This is a genomic window from Shimia sp. R9_3 (assembly GCF_017743755.1).
GTDB lineage: Bacteria > Pseudomonadota > Alphaproteobacteria > Rhodobacterales > Rhodobacteraceae > Shimia.
Genome location: NZ_JAGHRP010000002.1, coordinates 705752 through 721932 on the forward strand (window position 1 = coordinate 705752; position 16181 = coordinate 721932).

Consider the following 16181-nt stretch of genomic DNA (forward strand, 5'->3'; position numbering starts at 1 on the left):
CAGCCCATGTCGCCCCTGCAGTTTAGCGCAATCCTGCTGGCCATTGGCACCGGTTGGGGGCTCACACAGCCGCTGGCCAAAATCGCGGTGTCTGAGGGGTATCAACCGCTTGGGCTGATCTTCTGGCAAATGCTGATCGGCGCAGTGTTTCTGTTTGTGTTGCGGCTGCTCACCGGCAAATCCGTCGCCCTGCCACGTGACAAACTGTGGTTCTTCCTGCTGATCGCCGCGCTTGGCACATTGATCCCCAACAGCTTTTCCTATCGGGCGGCGGCGGAACTGCCCTCCGGTGTCATGTCCATTGTGATTGCGCTGGTGCCGATTGTCGCCTTTCCCATGGCGCTTCTCTTTGGGGTGGACAGGTTCAACTGGCCGCGCCTGATTGGATTGCTGGCAGGGCTTGCGGGCGTGGTGATCCTGTCAGAGCCCGCCGCGTTGCCGGATCCCGCCATGGCGCTCTGGTTGCCCATCGCGGTGATTGCCCCTGTCTGTTACGCGCTGGAAGGCAATGTGGTGGCCAAATGGGGCATGCAGGGGCTGGGCGCTGGCCATGTGCTTTATGGGGCAAGCGTGGTGGGCGCCATATTGGCCCTGCCGCTGGCGCTTGCCTCTGGCCAATTCATTGATCCGCGCACCGAGTGGACCGCGCCGGAGTTTGCGCTGGTGCTGTCGTCAATCATTCACGTCTGTGTCTACACCGCCTATGTCTGGTTGGTGTCCCGCGCAGGCGCGGTCTTTGCGGCGCAGGTCTCTTATGTGGTGACCGGCACAGGCGTGCTCTGGGCGATGCTCCTGCTGTCAGAGCGCTACTCGCTCTGGGTCTGGGCGGCGCTCGCGCTGATCCTGACCGGCATGACCCTCGTGCGTCCGCGACAGTCTTCCTGATCTGCAGAGGAGGGGGCTTTGCCCCCATCGCCGCCAGGCCGCGATCCCCCCAGAGTATTTTGGGCAGAATGAAGAGCGCTATGAAGCGTGGAACGCCATGACGTTGCTGTCAGACTGGGCAAAGCGCTCTATTCCTGCTGATTGGAAACGAAAACCGCTTGCCCGGCATCGGCGCCATGATAAAACTTGCCCGCTGATAAGGGCTGAGCACTATGGATCTTTTTGCGTTTTCTCAAACCACACAGGCGGTCTTGGCTCTGCTGACGGTGGCCAGCATGTTTGTGCTGTTCCTCAAGGAAGTCTACCCTACAGAGGTGGTTGCCATTGGTGGCGTGGCGGTTCTGCTGTTCCTCGGCGTGCTGCCCTACGAGGCCGCCTTGGGTGTGCTCTCAAACCCTGCGCCATGGACAATTGCCGCAATGTTCATTGTCATGGGCGCTTTGGTGCGCACCGGGGCCCTTTCGACCTTCACACAGCTCGCGGACGGGCAAGCCAAAAGAAACCCCGCGCTGGCGATTGTGATGCTCTTGGGGTTTGTGATCGTCGCCTCGGCCTTTGTGTCCAACACACCGGTGGTGGTGGTGATGATCCCGGTCTTCACCCAGCTTGCGCGCACATTGGGAACTTCGGCCTCTAAGCTGCTGATCCCGCTCAGTTATGCCGCGATCATGGGCGGGACATTGACCCTGATTGGTACCTCCACCAACCTGTTGGTGGACGGCGTGGCCCGCGATCAGGGGCTGGAGCCGTTCTCGATTTTTGAGGTTACACCGTTGGGCCTGATCATTGTGGCCTGGGGGATGCTCTACCTCTATGTCATCGGCCGCCGCCTGCTGCCGGAGCGCGCAAGCATGGCAGACCTGCTGTCCAACCGCAGCCAGATGAAATTCTTCACCGAAGCGGTGATCCCGCCGGAAAGCAACCTTGTGGGCCGGGAGGTCACCGGGGTGCAGCTTTTCAAGCGCGACGGCGTGCGTCTGATCGACGTGATCCGCGGGGACACCTCCCTGCGCCGCAACCTCAAAGAGGTGACCCTGCAGGTTGGCGACCGCGTGGTGCTGCGCACCAAGATGACCGAGCTTCTGAGCCTGCAACGTAACAAATCTCTGAAACGACTGGATCAGGTGGGCGCGGTGGAAACCACCACGGTTGAGGCGCTGATCACACCGGGCTGCCGCATGGTGGGCCGTCGCCTTGGCTCCCTGCGCCTGCGTCGCCGCTATGGTGTCTATCCGCTGGCGGTGCATCGCCGGAACCAGAACATCGGCCAACAGCTTGATCAGCTTGTGGTGCGGGTGGGCGACACGCTCCTGCTGGAAGGCGCGCCGGAAGACATTCAACGCCTGTCGGCAGACATGGATATGGTGGATGTGTCCCAGCCCTCTGAGCGGGAATACCGCCGGGGCCACGCGCCGATTGCCTTGGGCGCCATGGCGGGCGTGGTGGTGCTGGCAGGCTTTGGTCTGGCCCCGATCCTGCTGCTGTCGCTGCTTGCGGTGGCTGTTGTTCTGCTGACCCGCTGCATTGATGCGGATGAGGCCTTTTCCTTTGTGGATGGCCGGCTCCTGTCCCTTATCTTTGCCATGCTGGCGATTGGGGCGGCCTTGTCCTCCTCAGGGGCGGTCTCGCTGATTGTCACCAGCCTTGCTCCGGCGCTTGAGAACCTGCCGCCCTTCCTGCTGGTCTGGGCGATCTACTTGCTGACCTCTGTGCTGACCGAGCTTGTCTCCAACAACGCTGTGGCGGTGGTGGTCACCCCCATCGCGGTGGGTCTGGCGCAGGCCATTGGCGTTGATCCGCGCCCGCTGGTGGTGGCGGTGATGATCGCGGCCTCGGCAAGCTTCGCCACGCCAATCGGCTATCAGACCAACATGCTGGTGTTCGGCCCGGGCGGCTACAAGTTCACCGATTTCATGCGCGTGGGCATTCCCTTGAACCTGTCGATCGGGCTGTTGGCCTCGCTGTTGATCCCGGTCTTCTGGCCGCTGTAAGGGGCAAGGCGGCCGCGCGTTGCGCAGCGAGGTTTTTGAGGCGGAGGCGACGCGCGCTCCGTTAAACTCTCGCCATACGTGCATTCCGCATACCAACACCGACGCAATACCGTAGGGATACCGACGCAATACCGAACCGCCTTTTGGGCGCAGTGAGTCGGATTAACCTTTCCCAAAAGAAAAAGCGCGCCCTCAAGGAAGGCGCGCTTTGGCAGAAAACAGATGTTTTCTTATTTCTTTTTGCGGGGCGGCATCAGATCGGTGATCGTGCCTTCAAACATTTCCGCCGCGAAATTCACCGTCTCACTCAGGGTTGGGTGGGGGTGAATCGTGTGGCCCAGATCAACCGCATCCGCGCCCATTTCGATGGCCAGCGCCACCTCGGCGATCAGGTCACCAGCGTTGGGCCCAACGATCCCCGCGCCAATCACGCGCTCGGATTCTTCGTCGAAAATCAACTTGGTAAGCCCTTCAGAGCGGCCCAGGCTGAGCGAGCGACCAGACGCGGCCCATGGGAACACACCCTTGCCAACCTTCAGCCCTTCGGCCTTCGCTTGGGTCTCTGTGACGCCCACCCAGGCAACCTCAGGATCGGTGTAGGCCACAGACGGGATCACCCGCGCATCAAAGTGGCGTTTGTGCCCTGCGGCCACCTCTGCAGCGACTTTGCCTTCATGCACAGCCTTGTGGGCGAGCATCGGCTGGCCAACCACATCGCCAATGGCAAAAATGTGAGGCACACCAGTGCGTTGCTGGCTGTCGACCGCGATAAAGCCGCGCTCATCCACTGTCACGCCAGCCGCAGCGGCATTGATTTTTGCACCATTCGGACGGCGGCCCACCGCAACAAGAACTTTGTCAAAAGTATCAACCACTTCGCCCTTAGGGCCTTCCATGGTGACCTCAAGACCAGCGTCCGTTGCATTAACCGCAGTGACTTTGGTCTTGGTTAGGATCGCCTCATAGCGCCCCTCAATCCGCTTGTGCAGCGGTTTGACCACATCCTTGTCAGCCCCGGGAATGATCTGATCCATGAACTCGACAATTGTGACTTTGGAGCCAAGCGCATCGTACACCGTAGCCATTTCCAGGCCGATGATCCCGCCACCCAGCACCAGAAGGCGCTCTGGCACGTCTTCCAGCTCCAGCGCGCCGGTGCTGTCGATCACGCGGGGATCGTCATGCGGGATGAAGGGCAGGGTGACCGGCTCTGAGCCTGCTGCGATCACACATTGATCAAAGCTGACAGTGGATTTTGCGCCGTCGTTGTCCACTTCGATCATATTGGGGCCGGTGAAGGTGCCAAAGCCGTTCACGACCTGCACCTTACGCGCCTTGGCCAATCCAGAAAGGCCGCCAGTCAATTGATTGACAACGCTTTCTTTCCAGCCGCGCAGCTTGTCGAGATCGACCTCAGGCTTGGCAAAGCTGATGCCGTGATCGCCCATTTCCTCTGCTTCGGTGATGACTTTCGCCGAGTGCAGAAGCGCCTTGGACGGGATACAGCCCACGTTGAGACAGACACCACCAAGCGAGCTGTCTTTTTCAATCAGTACTACTTTCTTGCCAAGGTCTGCTGCGCGGAAAGCCGCTGTGTAACCGCCGGGACCAGAGCCCAAAACAACCACTTCGGCATGCACATCACCGGCACCGGTCGCGGTGCCAGTTGCGGCCACGGTTTGTGGTGCAGCAGGCGCTGCCTGAACTGCCGCCTTGGGCGCTTCTTCTGCGCCTTCAGCGTCCAGGACAACGATCAGGCTGCCCTCAGAGACATTGTCGCCTTCGGCCACTTTGATCTCTTTCACCACGCCAGCGGCGGGGGAAGGCACTTCCATGGTGGCCTTGTCGCTTTCCAGCTCGATCAGCGGATCCTCTGCGGCGACAGTGTCGCCAACAGAAACCAGAACGGAAACCACAGGAACTTCGGAAAAGTCACCAATATCAGGTACTTTGACGTCCATAGTGAAGTCCTCCCTTAGAGCATCAGGCGACGCACGTCGCCCATCAGGTGCTTCAGCGTGGCGCAGAAACGCGCCGCCAGAGCACCGTCAATCGCACGGTGGTCATAGCTCAGAGACAGCGGCTGCATCAGGCGTGGCTCAAACTCTTCACCGTTCCAGGCCGGCGCCATTTTGGAGCGGGTCAGGCCGAGGATCGCAACTTCAGGCGCGTTCACAATCGGGGTGAAAGACGTGCCGCCAATGCCGCCGAGGCTGGAGATGGTGAAGGTCGCGCCGGACATGTCGTCGCCCTTCAGCTTGCCTTCGCGCGCTTTGGCGGAAAGCTCCATCAGGTCTTTGGAGATTTCGATGATGCCTTTGCGATCCGCATCTTTGATCACCGGAACCACCAGACCATTGGGCGTGTCTGCCGCAAAGCCGATGTTGTAGAAATCCTTCTTGATCAGCTTGTCACCATCCGGATGCAGCGAGGAATTGACTTCCCAATGCTGCTTCAGCGCGGAGACAGAGGCCTTGATAACAAAGGACAAAAGCGTGACGCGGTAGCCGTCTTGCTTAGCCTGTGCATCCAGCTCACGGCGGTAGCCGTCCAGCTCAGAGATGTCGGCTTCTTCGTTGTGGGTGACATGCGGAATGTTGAGCCAGCTGCGGTGCAGGGCCGGGCCGGAGATCTTCTTGATCCGGGGCATATCCACATTTTCGGTTGGACCGAATTTGGAGAAGTCCACCGCGGGGATCGGTGGGATGCCCATGCCGCCCTGTACCGCACCAGCAGGCGCTGCCGCTGTCGTAGTGGACTTCAGGAAGGCGGTGACGTCTTCGCGCAGGATGCGTCCTTTGCGGCCTGTGCCGTTGACTTTGGCCAGATCCACATCCAGCTGACGCGCAAAGGCGCGCACCGATGGGGACGCATGTGCTTTGCCAAACCCAGCGTCTGTCACAGCTGCCGGAGCAGGTGCCGCTGGCGCAGGTGCCGCAGCAGGTGCCGCCGCCGGGGCGACCTCAGCTTTGGGTGCCGGTGCTGCGTCTGCGGCCTCTTCTGCTTCCAGAAGCAGAACCAGCGAACCTTCAGAGACATTGTCCCCTTCGGCCACTTTGATCTCAAGCACCTTGCCCGCAGCCGGGGAGGGCACTTCCATGGTGGCCTTGTCGCTTTCGATTTCGATCAGGGGATCTTCTGCCGCGATCACATCGCCTGCGCTGACCAAGACGGAAACCACTGGAACTTCAGTGAAATCACCGATGTCGGGAACTTTGACTTCAATTGCCATGTTTAAAATCTCCTCTCTTCCCGATCACACCAGGCGCGGGTTCGGCTTGGCGCCGTCGATGTCATATTTGGCCAATGCGGCCTCAAGGTCTTTCTTGGTCACAGCGCCTTCGCGGTAGAGATCCACCATTGCGGCAGCGGCGATGTGGTTGGCATCCACCTCAAAGAAGCGGCGCAGGTTCACACGGCTGTCTGAGCGGCCAAAGCCGTCTGTACCCAGAACCGTATAGCGGCCCGGCACACATGTGCGGATCTGCTCTGCGTAGTTCTTCATGTAGTCCGTCGCGGCGATCACCGGACCTTTTGCTTTGGCAAGTTGCTCCGCAACAAAGGACACTTTTGGTTCCGCCAGCGGGTTCAGGCGATTGTGGCGGGCCACATCCTGACAATCCCGTGCCAGCTCGTTGAAGCTCGTGGCAGACCAGATCTCTGCGGTCACACCAAAGTCTTCCTTGAGCATGTCTGCGGCCTTCATAGCCTGCACAAGAATGGTGCCAGAACCCATCAGCGTGACGTGCTTCTTGGTTGGCTTTTTGACTTCCTGGAAGCGGTAAAGGCCTTTGATGATCTCATCCTCCACACCCATAGGCATATCTGGATGGGCGTAGTTTTCGTTCATCAGGGTCAGGTAGAAGAACACATCTTCCTGATTTTCATACATTCTCTTGAGGCCATGCTGCACGATCACAGCAACCTCGTGCTGGAAGGTCGGGTCATAGCTGACGCAGTTTGGAATGGTGCCCGCGAGGATATGGCTGTGGCCGTCCTCATGCTGCAGACCTTCGCCGTTCAGCGTGGTGCGTCCTGCGGTGCCACCCAGCATAAAGCCGCGTGCCCGGCTGTCGCCTGCCGCCCAAGCCAGATCGCCGATCCGTTGGAAGCCAAACATGGAGTAGTAGATGAAGAAGGGGATCATCGGCACGCCATGGTTTGAATAGGAGGTTGCTGCCGCGATCCAATCGGCCATGGCGCCCGCTTCGTTGATGCCTTCCTGCAGAACCTGACCAGAGGTCGATTCCTTGTAGTACATCATCTGATCTGCGTCTTCCGGCGTGTAGTTCTGCCCTTCAGGGTTATAGATCCCCACCGAGCGGAACAGGCCTTCCATCCCGAAAGTACGGCTTTCGTCCGGCACGATTGGCACCACGTTTTTGCCGATCTGCTTGTCACGCAGCAGCGTGGTCAGGATGCGGACAAAAGCCATAGTGGTGGAGATTTCCCGCTCGCCGGTGCCTTTCAGCTGCGCGGCAAATTTGTCGAGCGCGGGGATTTCCATCTTGGGCGATTGGCTCTCACGCTTGGGGAATTCCCCGCCAAGCGCTTTGCGGCGATCCGCCAGATAGGCTTTCTGCGCGTTGTTGAGCTTCACAAACGGCGCTTTGGGCAGATCTTCGTCGCTCACTGGGATCTCAAAGCGATCCCGGAAGGCGCGCAGTTGATCTTCGGCCATTTTCTTTTGCTGGTGCGTGGTGTTCTGACCTTCACCAGCGCTGCCCATACCGTAGCCTTTGACGGTCTTGATCAGCAGGCAGGTTGGCATGCCCTTGGTGTCGGTTGCGCGTTTGAACGCGGTGTAGACTTTCTGCGGATCGTGGCCGCCGCGGCGCAGTGCCCAGATTTGCTCGTCTGTCCAGTCTTTGACCAGTTCCGCAGTTTCCGGATATTTGCCGAAGAAATGCTCGCGAATGTAGGCGCCATCTTTGGACTTGAAGGTCTGGTAGTCGCCATCAACGGTTTCATCCATCAACTGGCGCAGCTTGCCGGAGGTGTCTTTCTCCAGCAGTTCGTCCCAGCCTTTGCCCCACAGAAGCTTGATGACATTCCAGCCCGCGCCGCGGAAGTCACCTTCGAGTTCCTGCACGATCTTGTGGTTGCCGCGCACTGGGCCATCAAGCCGTTGCAGGTTGCAGTTTACAACGAAGATCAGGTTGTCGAGACCTTCGCGCACGGCGAGGTCGATGGCACCACGGCTTTCCGGTTCGTCCATTTCGCCATCGCCAAGGAAGCACCAGACCTTGCGGTCTGCCATGTCGATGAGGCCGCGGTTGTGCATGTATTTCATGAACCGCGCTTGGTAGATCGCCATCAGCGGACCAAGGCCCATAGATACGGTTGGGAACTGCCAATAGTCAGGCATCAGCCAAGGGTGTGGATAAGAGGACAGACCTTTGCCATTCACCTCAGAGCGGAAGTTCTCAAGCTGCTCCTCGGTCAGGCGACCTTCCATGAACGAGCGTGCATAGATGCCCGGGATCACGTGGCCTTGGAAGAACACAAGGTCGCCGCCATGGATTGCAGATTTGCTGCGCCAAAAATGGTTTAACCCTATATCATACATCACCGCGGAGGAGGCGAAGGAGGCGATATGGCCGCCATATTCGCTGCTCTCTTTGTTGCGGCGCACCACGGTCGCCATGGCGTTCCAGCGGTTGATGGTGCGGATGCGCCATTCCATATCGAGATCGCCAGGGAAATCTTCCTGATCATCCGCCGGGATGGTGTTCTGGTATGGGGTGGTTGCCGAGAAGGGTAGTGTCGCACCGGCCGCACGGGCCTGTTGAACCGCTTTGTCCAGCAGGTAATGGGCTCTGTCTGGGCCGTCCCGCGCAATCACGTCTTCGATTGCATCTTGCCATTCTTGGGACTCGATTGGGTCGATGTCAGAAATCTCGTTCGCCATGCGGCGTCTCCTCCACTGAAATCCGCGTTTCAGACACTATAGTTTAACATTAAACAATCAAGCTAGTGGGGCAGTTGCATGGCTCCCATGCGCTCAGATCATGTCTGATACGGGTTATGGCGGAAGCGTTAAAGACGGATGAGCTGACAAAGAAAAAGGGGCGCGAACGCCCCTTTTAGATCGGATTTGCAGATGGTTAGTTGTCTTCTTGCGGCAGCACAAGGTTGAGCACAATGGCGCAAAGAGCAGTGGGGGCCACTGCGGATGTCATCAGCGTTTTCACAACGCCCGGCAGATATTGCACGGCGGTTGGCACAAGGTTGAGCCCGAGACCTGCCGCAAGCGAGACCGCAATGATTACCATATTGCGGCGGTTCATGTTCACCTCGGTCAGCACATTCAGGCCGGCCGAAGCCACCATGCCAAACATCACGATCACACCGCCACCCAGCACTGGAAGCGGCATAGAAGCGATGACCGCGCCGATCTTGGGCAGCAAGCCGCAGACGATCAGGACGATGCCACCAATGGTGACCACATGGCGGCTCATCACACCTGTCATGCCGACAATGCCAACGTTTTGGCTGAAGGATGTGTTGGGCAGACCGCCAAACACGCCTGCCACGGCTGTGCCGAGGCCATCTGCGTAGGTCGCGCCCTGGATCTCTGCATCCGTTGCGTCACGGCCGGCGCCCGCTTTCGCGGTCGCCGAGGCGTCGCCAACAGTTTCAATGGCGGACACGATGGAAACCAAGGTGATCGCTATGACCGCGCCAAGACTGAATTCAAACCCATAAGGCAGAGGCGTGATGCCTGTCACCCATGAGGCTTTACCGACGGCTGCGAAGTTTACCATACCGAGCGCAAAAGCCAGAACGTAGCCCGCCAGCAGGCCCACCAGGATGGCTGCATTGGACAGGACGCCTTTGGTGTAGAACTTAAGCACCAAAGCGACGATCACGACGGTGAGGGCCACCGACCAGTGCTTCAGAGAGCCGAAGCTTTCGGCTTCCATTTGAAAGCTTGCCGCGCCGCCTGCTGCATATTTGATGGCCACTGGAATCAGGTAAAGACCGATTGCAAGGATCACCAGGCCCGTCACCAGCGGCGGGAAGAGCCAGCGTAGTTTGCCGATCACGGATCCAAGCGCAAAGTGGATAACGCCGCCAATGATACAGGCGGTGAGCGCAACGCTCAGACCTTGGGTCGCGGCGACACCCGCCAGAACGCCCACAAAGGCAAAACTGGTGCCTTGCATGATGGGCAGGCGCGCGCCAATGGGACCAATCCCAACAGTCTGAAAGAGCGTGGCGATGCCTGCAAAAAGCATCGCCATCTGAATGAGATAGACCTGTTCCGGCCCGCCAAAGGCCAGACCAGCCGCTCCGGCGACGATGATCGAAGGGGTCACGTTGGAGGCGAACATCGCCAAGACGTGCTGAAAGCCAAGCGGAATTGCCTGGCCTAAAGGTGGCGTGACATTGGGGTCGGCATACTGCCCCAATGTCTGCGTGTTGGTAGCTGTGCTATCAGCCATTTTGCTTCTCCTGTCGGTCGTTACGCCCTGCCACTTCTGATATTGAGCGGCTTGAGGCAAGAGGGTCAGGTGAGGCCTGACCGGGGGATTTGGTCGGCCACCACGCGGTACGGGGTGTTGAACCAAAACTCTTCTAAGTTGGCGGTGTCTCCGATGCGATCTACCACGGCGAACAGACCGGGTGCGCTCAGAGGTGTCAGCACCCCGTGCCATATGTTGCGATGAAAGTTGATGCCCTGGCCGGGCACCGTGAGGAAAGCTTGGGGCACATCGGGGGTGCCGCCTAAATCTTTGGCAACAATCACCAAAAACGCATGTTCCGTCATCGGAATGAAAGCCTGTGAGCCGTCTGGGTGCCGCTCGACCATGTCTAATGTATAAGGCAGCGTGCGCGGCGTGGCATTAAACAGCGAGATGCCCGCACGCCCCATTGGTCCAAAATCCATTTGCGCCAAGTCGTGATGCCGACCGCACATGCCTTGATTGATGATCTTGTCAGGAGCGTCCCGCAGCGTGATGACATCACCAAATGGCGCGAAGGCTTCTGCGGTCAATGGGAGTGCGTTGATATCGGTCAAGGCAGCAAGTCCTGCAGGCGGAACTCGGCAATCCGCTCTACCTGTCGGCAGGCTTCTGCAAATTCGGTTGTGCTGTCGTTGCCGATCCGCCGCTCAAAGGCGGCCATGATGGAGGGTTTGTCGTGATCGCGCACTGCGATGATGAAGGGAAAGCCGTGTTTCGCAACGTACTCCGTGTTGAGTTGCGTGAAACGGGTGCGCTCGTCGTCGGTCAGCATGTCCAAACCTGCGCCGGCCTGCTCTGAGGTGCTTTCAGCGGTCAAACGGCCCGCCGCCGCGAGTTTGCCAGCCAGATCAGGGTGCGCCTGAAGAACTTTTAGGCGGGCTTCTTTTGGCGCGCGCCGGAAAGCGCGGCAAAGCACATTGTGCACCCCGGCAGCGCAATCGTGCGCCGGACCAAGTTCCAAATCGTGCGCTTGCTCGGCAACCCAGGGGGAGTGCTCAAAGATGCCGCCATAGCTTTCCACAAAGCGGGCCTTGTCCATCATGCTTGGACGCTCGATCCGCTGATGCGGGTGATGCGCCTGCCAATGCTCGGCGATGTCGACCCGCCGCGGTGTCCAAACCCCTTCAAAGCTCTGGATGTATTCCACAAACTGCTTGAGCGCCGCGAGTTTGCCCGGTCGCCCGACCAGGCGGCAATGCAGCCCGATGGAGAGTATCTTGGGTGCGCCGTCGGTCCCCTCGGCGTAGAGCGTATCAAAGGCATCTTTGAGGTAGGTGTAGAAGTCCTGCCCAGTCACCCAGCCCGGTGCCGTGGCAAAGCGCATGTCATTGGCCTCAAGCGTGTAGGGAATGATCAACTGATCACGCTCCTCCAGTTCCAGCCAATAGGGCAGGTCGTCGTCGTAAGTGTCTGAGATATAGTCAAAGCCACCTTCCTCAGCGACGAGCTGCACCGTGTTCTCAGAGCACCGGCCTGTGTACCAGCCGCGCGGGCGTTCGCCGACCACCTCGGTGTGCAGGCGGATCGCTTCCGCAATTGCGGCGCGCTCTTCATCCGCCGCCATATCTTTGTGCTCGACCCACTTGAGGCCGTGGCTGGCGATCTCCCAGCCTGCGCTTTTCATGGCGGCAACCTGTTCGGGGCTGCGGGCAAGTGCGGTGGCGACGCCATAAATCGTGACGGGGATGTTCGCGCCGGTGAAAAGGCGATGGAGCCGCCAGAAGCCGGCCCGTGCGCCATATTCGTAGATCGACTCCATGTTCCAGTGGCGTTGCCCGGGCCATTGCGCGGCACCTGGGATGTCTGACAGGAATGCCTCCGAGGCGGCGTCCCCGTGCAGAACGCAGTTTTCGCCGCCTTCTTCATAGTTCAGCACAAATTGTACGGCGATTTTGGCATCATTCGGCCAAGCGGCGCGGGGTGGGTTTTGGCCATAGCCCCGCATGTTCCGGACGTAACGAGTCACGTTGTCGGCTCCCTCACATTTTTGTCATTATGTTCTAACCCGTGCAAATGCCCAAGACTTTCTCTTTATTCATGAAAGTGTTGTTGGCACTCTGGCTTTGCTTGGCAGAGCATCATCGGCGATAGACGATGCACAAGAAATGTGAGGGAATTTTATGGCTGGCTATCTGACAACCCATATTCTGGACACGGCGCGGGGCGTTCCGGCAAAAGGTATTCGTATTTCGCTGTATCGCGTCAGCGGCAATTCACACCGCAAAATTGCCGAGACTGTCACCAATGATGACGGTCGCACAGATGCGCCAATCTTGCCAGAAGGCGATTTCAAAACAGGTACTTACGAGCTGATCTTCCATTGCGGTGACTACCTGCGCGAAACTGGTCAAGCGGGAGATGATCCGCTCTTCTTGGATGAGGTTCCGATCCGCTTTGGCATGGCGGATGCTGAGGCGCACTACCATGTGCCGCTATTGCTGTCCCCATTTGGGTATTCCACCTATCGCGGCAGTTAACCTTCGGAAACCGAAAGGTTTCCGGAGAGCGCAGCTTGCACGCGTGGGGTCATGAACTCGATCAAAAGCCGTGTTTTGGGGTCTTGGTGACGACGGTGTGTGTAAAGCAGCGCCATCTGGATCGGTATCGGAGGCGTATCTTGCAGGACGGGCACCAGAGCGCCTGAGTTGAGATGTTCTGCGATCTCAAACACCGGCTTGAGGGTGATGCCAAAGCCCTCAAGCGCCCAGTCTGTCAGGACATCTCCATCGTCTGACTCAAACGGCCCTTTCACTGCAAAACGCTGTGTTCCGTTCGACGTTTCCAGAGGCCATTGGAATTCGGGCGCACCGGGGTAGCGAAGGTTGAGGCAATCATGGGTTCCATCCGTAAGGGCCTCAGGCGTCTCAGGTGTGCCACGCTGCGCGAGGTAGCTCGGGGATGCACAAAGGACACGCGGGCAATCCGCAATCTTTCTGATGCGCAGAGTGCTGTCTTCTGGCACACCTAAGAAAAAGGCGACATCCAAGCCCTCTGCGGTGAGGTCCAGCTTCCGGTCGGACAGGCGCAGCCTCAGGTCGACAAGCGGATATTCATTTTTGAATGCTGGCACCAAGGGCGCAATCAGTCGTCGGCCAACCCCCAACGGGGCGGCGATGTGAAGCAAACCACGTGGGCTTTGCGTAATGGAGTTCACTGCGGCTTCGGCGTCTTCTATCGCCTCCAGAACCTTACATGCGCCATCATAGAAAGTGTTGCCCTGCTCCGTGGGGTTAAGCTGCCGCGTTGTGCGGTGAAAGAGACGCACGCTAAGATATTCTTCCAATTGGGAAATTCGCGAGGATGCCACGGCCGCAGATATCCTCTGATCACGGGCCGCGGCGGACATGCTGCCCAGTTCATAGACACGTACAAAGGTTCGGATGTTGTCGATGTAGGACATGTATCTTCAGGATTTTCTTGAAATAGGTCGGAGTTCTTCATGTTAGTGAAGAAAACCAGAATGCACCAGCATGTCGCGGCGACGGATTGCAGAAACCGCTCGCCAGATCCTTTCAGGGCAGATTGAAAGCCCTCTGGCTACGAGTTAGGGACTGGTTCGCTGTTGTCATCAAGGCACGTAGTTAGAGCACCCCATGCGCTTGCCTTTGTTCTCCAAGATTGTTTCTGTGCGCCGAAAGTTTTGGGGAGCAATAAAGATGATCAAGGCAGTGGTATTCGATTTGGACGGCACACTGGTGGACAGCGCGCCGGATATTCAGGCCTCAGTCAACTTGATGCTCAGCGAAGAAGGCATTGAACCTCTTGATCTCGCGACGACAATTTCTTTTGTGGGCAATGGTTTGCCCAAGCTTGTTGAGCGCGTGATGGCCGCACGCGGCATGCCGCTAGAAGAGTTTGATCGCGTGCACGCGCGGGTGTTGGCAATCTACAATGCATCAAATTCCGACAAGACCGTCGTGTATGACGGTGTTTTGGACGTACTGCGGTTGCTCAAGGAAAATGGAGTGTTTCTCGCCGTATGTACCAACAAACCGGATGAGCCCGCGCGGCATGTGTTGGCCGGGGTTGGTCTTGAAGGCTTTTTTGATGTCGTTATCGGTGGGGATACTTTGCCAGTGCGCAAGCCTGATCCTCAGCCGCTGTATGAGGCGATGGGCAACTTCTCCGCCGCTGAAGTTCTCTATGTGGGCGACAGCGAAGTGGATGCTGGAACCGCAGAGAATGCGGGGGTGAGATTTGGCTTGTTTACGGAAGGCTACCGCAAATCTCCGGTCGAGGAAATCGCGCATGATGTGCGGTTTTCGCATTGGAACGACTTCCTGCGTGCGGCGGAGCTGAGTGCCATCGCCTGACGCGCGGCAGGTTCCGTATTCTGTCGCTGAACTGTGACTTGCCCCGCGGGTGTCAAAGATTCTAGGCTGCGATAGAAGAATGCGACACCAGGGAGGTTGCACAGTGAAGTCTTTTATTTTCAGTGCGTTGGCGGCAGTTTCTGTTATGTTTTCTAACGCGCTTTCTGCGCAGGTGATTGAGTTGACACCTGCAGATCCACAACCCAAAGGTCTCAAGACCGGGCTTGCAGTTGTCTATGCGGTTAATGACCGGAGTGTGCGCAACCTGCATCCGGCGCAGCGCCGGATTGAGCGCTTTGGTGAGCCGGGAACGCCGCTGCCGGGTTTGAACTTTCCAGACAAGGGCAAGGGCGCGCCGGTGATGACGTCAGGCCGTGCAGAGTTGGTTGGCGCAGAGGTGACCGGCTACATCAAATTTCCGTCTGCTGGGGTCTATGGTGTTGAATTCTATACAAATGATGGCGCGCAGATCTGGATCAGCGGGCAGACCGTGGGCAAGATTGACGGCATCACCGCCTGTGCCAGCGCAGGGCGGCCGCAGGTGAATGTGCCTAAGGCAGGCTGGTATGACATTAAGGTGCTGTATTTCCAGAAAGAAGGCACGGCCTGCTTTGAGAGCGAGTGGACACCGCCGGGCGGCAAGCGACAACTGATCCCGGACAGCGCCTTCGGATACAAATAGGCGCAGGAACACAGAAGGGGGCCTTGGCCTCCTTCTTTGTGGGCAGGTCCACATATGTATCGCGTCGGTATTGCGGCTGTAACGCGGTGGTATCACGGCTGTGGACCGTAAGTGCAAATACCGACTGGTTTAGCGGCAAATGCCTTCTAGTTCCGCCCCTTCCCAAGGCAGGATCACGGACTCCAGACGGGGCAGATCATCGACAGGGAAGTGATCGTCCAGAAGGGAGCGAAGGCGCGCGGTGCGGGGGGCGTCCGGATCTAGGATCGCGCAGCAAAGGTACTCTTCGACCACTGAGGCCTGCTGTTCATAGCCGTAATCCAGGAAGGTCTCGGCCGAGGCGGTTTCAAACTGATAGGGATCTACGCCGCGTTTGTGCTCACTCGCGGCGCGGCGGGGTGAATATCCGGTGACGTCGCGGTTTTGCCATTGCCAGACGTGGGTCATTTCGTGAGCAAAGAACAGCGCGGCGCTCATGTGCACTTTCTCCGGGTAGTCCGGCAGGTAGTTGGGGACAGACCAGTCCTCGGTGGTGAAGAGGCGGTTGAAGAGCACGACGCCGGCGGGGGAGGCGGTGATGACCTCTTCCTTGGGTTCGGGGTTGATGCGTTCCCGACAGGCAAGGCGCGGGCGCTTTTTGTATTCAAAGGTGGCCACACCCAGAGGCACATCGCGGGTGATACGCACGCGGCTGGTGTTCAGCCCGTCGCCATGCACATCGCGCGCAAAGGCGGTCTCGGTCTCCGTGAGGGGACGGGTGCAGGAAATCAGCGTCAGGGAGAGGAGGCAAAGCAGGCGGCGCATGAAAGAAGAGTAGCAAAGGCCGCAGATCGGACAA

At 58.6% G+C, this 16181-nt stretch carries 13 protein-coding genes; 5 read left to right on the forward strand and 8 right to left on the reverse strand.

What is annotated here, in order from left to right:
- Nucleotides 1–6 precede the first annotated feature (6 nt).
- Together J7412_RS07930 and J7412_RS07935 are read left to right on the forward strand one after the other, a co-directional pair.
- Nucleotides 7–885, forward strand: a complete 879-nt coding sequence (locus tag J7412_RS07930) for a DMT family transporter (protein WP_209078148.1) — start codon at nucleotides 7–9, stop codon at nucleotides 883–885.
- Between the two features lie 212 nt (nucleotides 886–1097).
- Nucleotides 1098–2876: an SLC13 family permease gene (locus J7412_RS07935; RefSeq protein WP_209078149.1), complete on the forward strand. Its 1779-nt coding sequence runs from the start codon at nucleotides 1098–1100 to the stop codon at nucleotides 2874–2876.
- A 230-nt stretch (nucleotides 2877–3106) separates the two neighbouring features.
- Here the strand turns inward: J7412_RS07935 and lpdA are convergent, their stop codons facing one another.
- The 6 genes from lpdA to puuE all read right to left on the reverse strand — a co-directional run bounded on the left by lpdA (nucleotide 3107) and on the right by puuE (nucleotide 12314).
- Entirely contained in the window at nucleotides 3107–4837 is a 1731-nt protein-coding gene (gene lpdA, locus J7412_RS07940) for a dihydrolipoyl dehydrogenase (protein WP_209078150.1), read from the reverse strand.
- A 14-nt stretch (nucleotides 4838–4851) separates the two neighbouring features.
- Complete coding sequence (aceF, locus tag J7412_RS07945) at nucleotides 4852–6108, reverse strand: dihydrolipoyllysine-residue acetyltransferase (RefSeq protein WP_209078151.1); 1257 nt, start codon at nucleotides 6106–6108, stop codon at nucleotides 4852–4854.
- 24 nt (nucleotides 6109–6132) lie between these two features.
- Nucleotides 6133–8787 carry a pyruvate dehydrogenase (acetyl-transferring), homodimeric type gene (gene aceE, locus J7412_RS07950; protein WP_209078152.1) on the reverse strand — a complete coding sequence of 885 codons (2655 nt, stop codon included), beginning with the start codon at nucleotides 8785–8787 and terminating at the stop codon, nucleotides 6133–6135.
- Nucleotides 8788–8983: 196 nt separating this feature from the next.
- Nucleotides 8984–10324: a nucleobase:cation symporter-2 family protein gene (locus J7412_RS07955; protein ID WP_209078153.1), complete on the reverse strand. Its 1341-nt coding sequence runs from the start codon at nucleotides 10322–10324 to the stop codon at nucleotides 8984–8986.
- A 65-nt stretch (nucleotides 10325–10389) separates the two neighbouring features.
- Nucleotides 10390–10902: an ureidoglycolate lyase gene (locus J7412_RS07960; RefSeq protein ID WP_209078154.1), complete on the reverse strand. Its 513-nt coding sequence runs from the start codon at nucleotides 10900–10902 to the stop codon at nucleotides 10390–10392.
- On the reverse strand, nucleotides 10899–12314 hold the full coding sequence (gene puuE / locus J7412_RS07965; RefSeq protein ID WP_209078155.1) for an allantoinase PuuE: 1416 nt from the start codon (nucleotides 12312–12314) through the stop codon (nucleotides 10899–10901). The genes J7412_RS07960 and puuE overlap by 4 nt, the downstream gene beginning before the upstream one ends.
- Nucleotides 12315–12468: 154 nt before the next feature.
- Between puuE and uraH the strand changes: the two genes are divergently transcribed.
- A complete protein-coding gene (gene uraH, locus J7412_RS07970) occupies nucleotides 12469–12825 on the forward strand; it encodes a hydroxyisourate hydrolase (protein ID WP_209078156.1) in 357 nt (118 codons plus the stop codon).
- On the opposite strand, the gene J7412_RS07975 is transcribed toward uraH, so the two are convergent.
- Entirely contained in the window at nucleotides 12822–13748 is a 927-nt protein-coding gene (locus tag J7412_RS07975) for a LysR family transcriptional regulator (protein ID WP_209078157.1), read from the reverse strand. The two genes, uraH and J7412_RS07975, sit on opposite strands and share 4 nt — an antisense overlap.
- A gap of 259 nt (nucleotides 13749–14007) precedes the next feature.
- Between J7412_RS07975 and gph the strand changes: the two genes are divergently transcribed.
- Both gph and J7412_RS22100 read left to right on the forward strand, forming a co-directional pair.
- Entirely contained in the window at nucleotides 14008–14661 is a 654-nt protein-coding gene (gene gph, locus J7412_RS07980) for a phosphoglycolate phosphatase (RefSeq protein WP_209078343.1), read from the forward strand.
- 103 nt (nucleotides 14662–14764) lie between these two features.
- Complete coding sequence (locus tag J7412_RS22100) at nucleotides 14765–15343, forward strand: PA14 domain-containing protein (protein ID WP_209078158.1); 579 nt, start codon at nucleotides 14765–14767, stop codon at nucleotides 15341–15343.
- 129 nt (nucleotides 15344–15472) lie between these two features.
- Here J7412_RS22100 and J7412_RS07990 read toward each other — a convergent pair whose 3' ends face one another.
- Nucleotides 15473–16147 carry a hypothetical protein gene (locus J7412_RS07990; RefSeq protein WP_209078159.1) on the reverse strand — a complete coding sequence of 225 codons (675 nt, stop codon included), beginning with the start codon at nucleotides 16145–16147 and terminating at the stop codon, nucleotides 15473–15475.
- Nucleotides 16148–16181: the final 34 nt, after the last annotated feature.

What these genes read in the sequence shown, in the direction of transcription:
- J7412_RS07930 (WP_209078148.1), top strand. Translation starts at nt 7, where the DNA reads ATGTCGCCCCTGCAGTTTAGCGCAATCCTGCTGGCCATTGGCACCGGT.
- J7412_RS07935 (WP_209078149.1), top strand. Translation starts at nt 1,098, where the DNA reads ATGGATCTTTTTGCGTTTTCTCAAACCACACAGGCGGTCTTGGCTCTG.
- lpdA (WP_209078150.1), bottom strand. Translation starts at nt 4,837, where the DNA reads ATGGACGTCAAAGTACCTGATATTGGTGACTTTTCCGAAGTTCCTGTG.
- aceF (WP_209078151.1), bottom strand. Translation starts at nt 6,108, where the DNA reads ATGGCAATTGAAGTCAAAGTTCCCGACATCGGTGATTTCACTGAAGTT.
- aceE (WP_209078152.1), bottom strand. Translation starts at nt 8,787, where the DNA reads ATGGCGAACGAGATTTCTGACATCGACCCAATCGAGTCCCAAGAATGG.
- J7412_RS07955 (WP_209078153.1), bottom strand. Translation starts at nt 10,324, where the DNA reads ATGGCTGATAGCACAGCTACCAACACGCAGACATTGGGGCAGTATGCC.
- uraH (WP_209078156.1), top strand. Translation starts at nt 12,469, where the DNA reads ATGGCTGGCTATCTGACAACCCATATTCTGGACACGGCGCGGGGCGTT.
- J7412_RS07975 (WP_209078157.1), bottom strand. Translation starts at nt 13,748, where the DNA reads ATGTCCTACATCGACAACATCCGAACCTTTGTACGTGTCTATGAACTG.
- J7412_RS07990 (WP_209078159.1), bottom strand. Translation starts at nt 16,147, where the DNA reads ATGCGCCGCCTGCTTTGCCTCCTCTCCCTGACGCTGATTTCCTGCACC.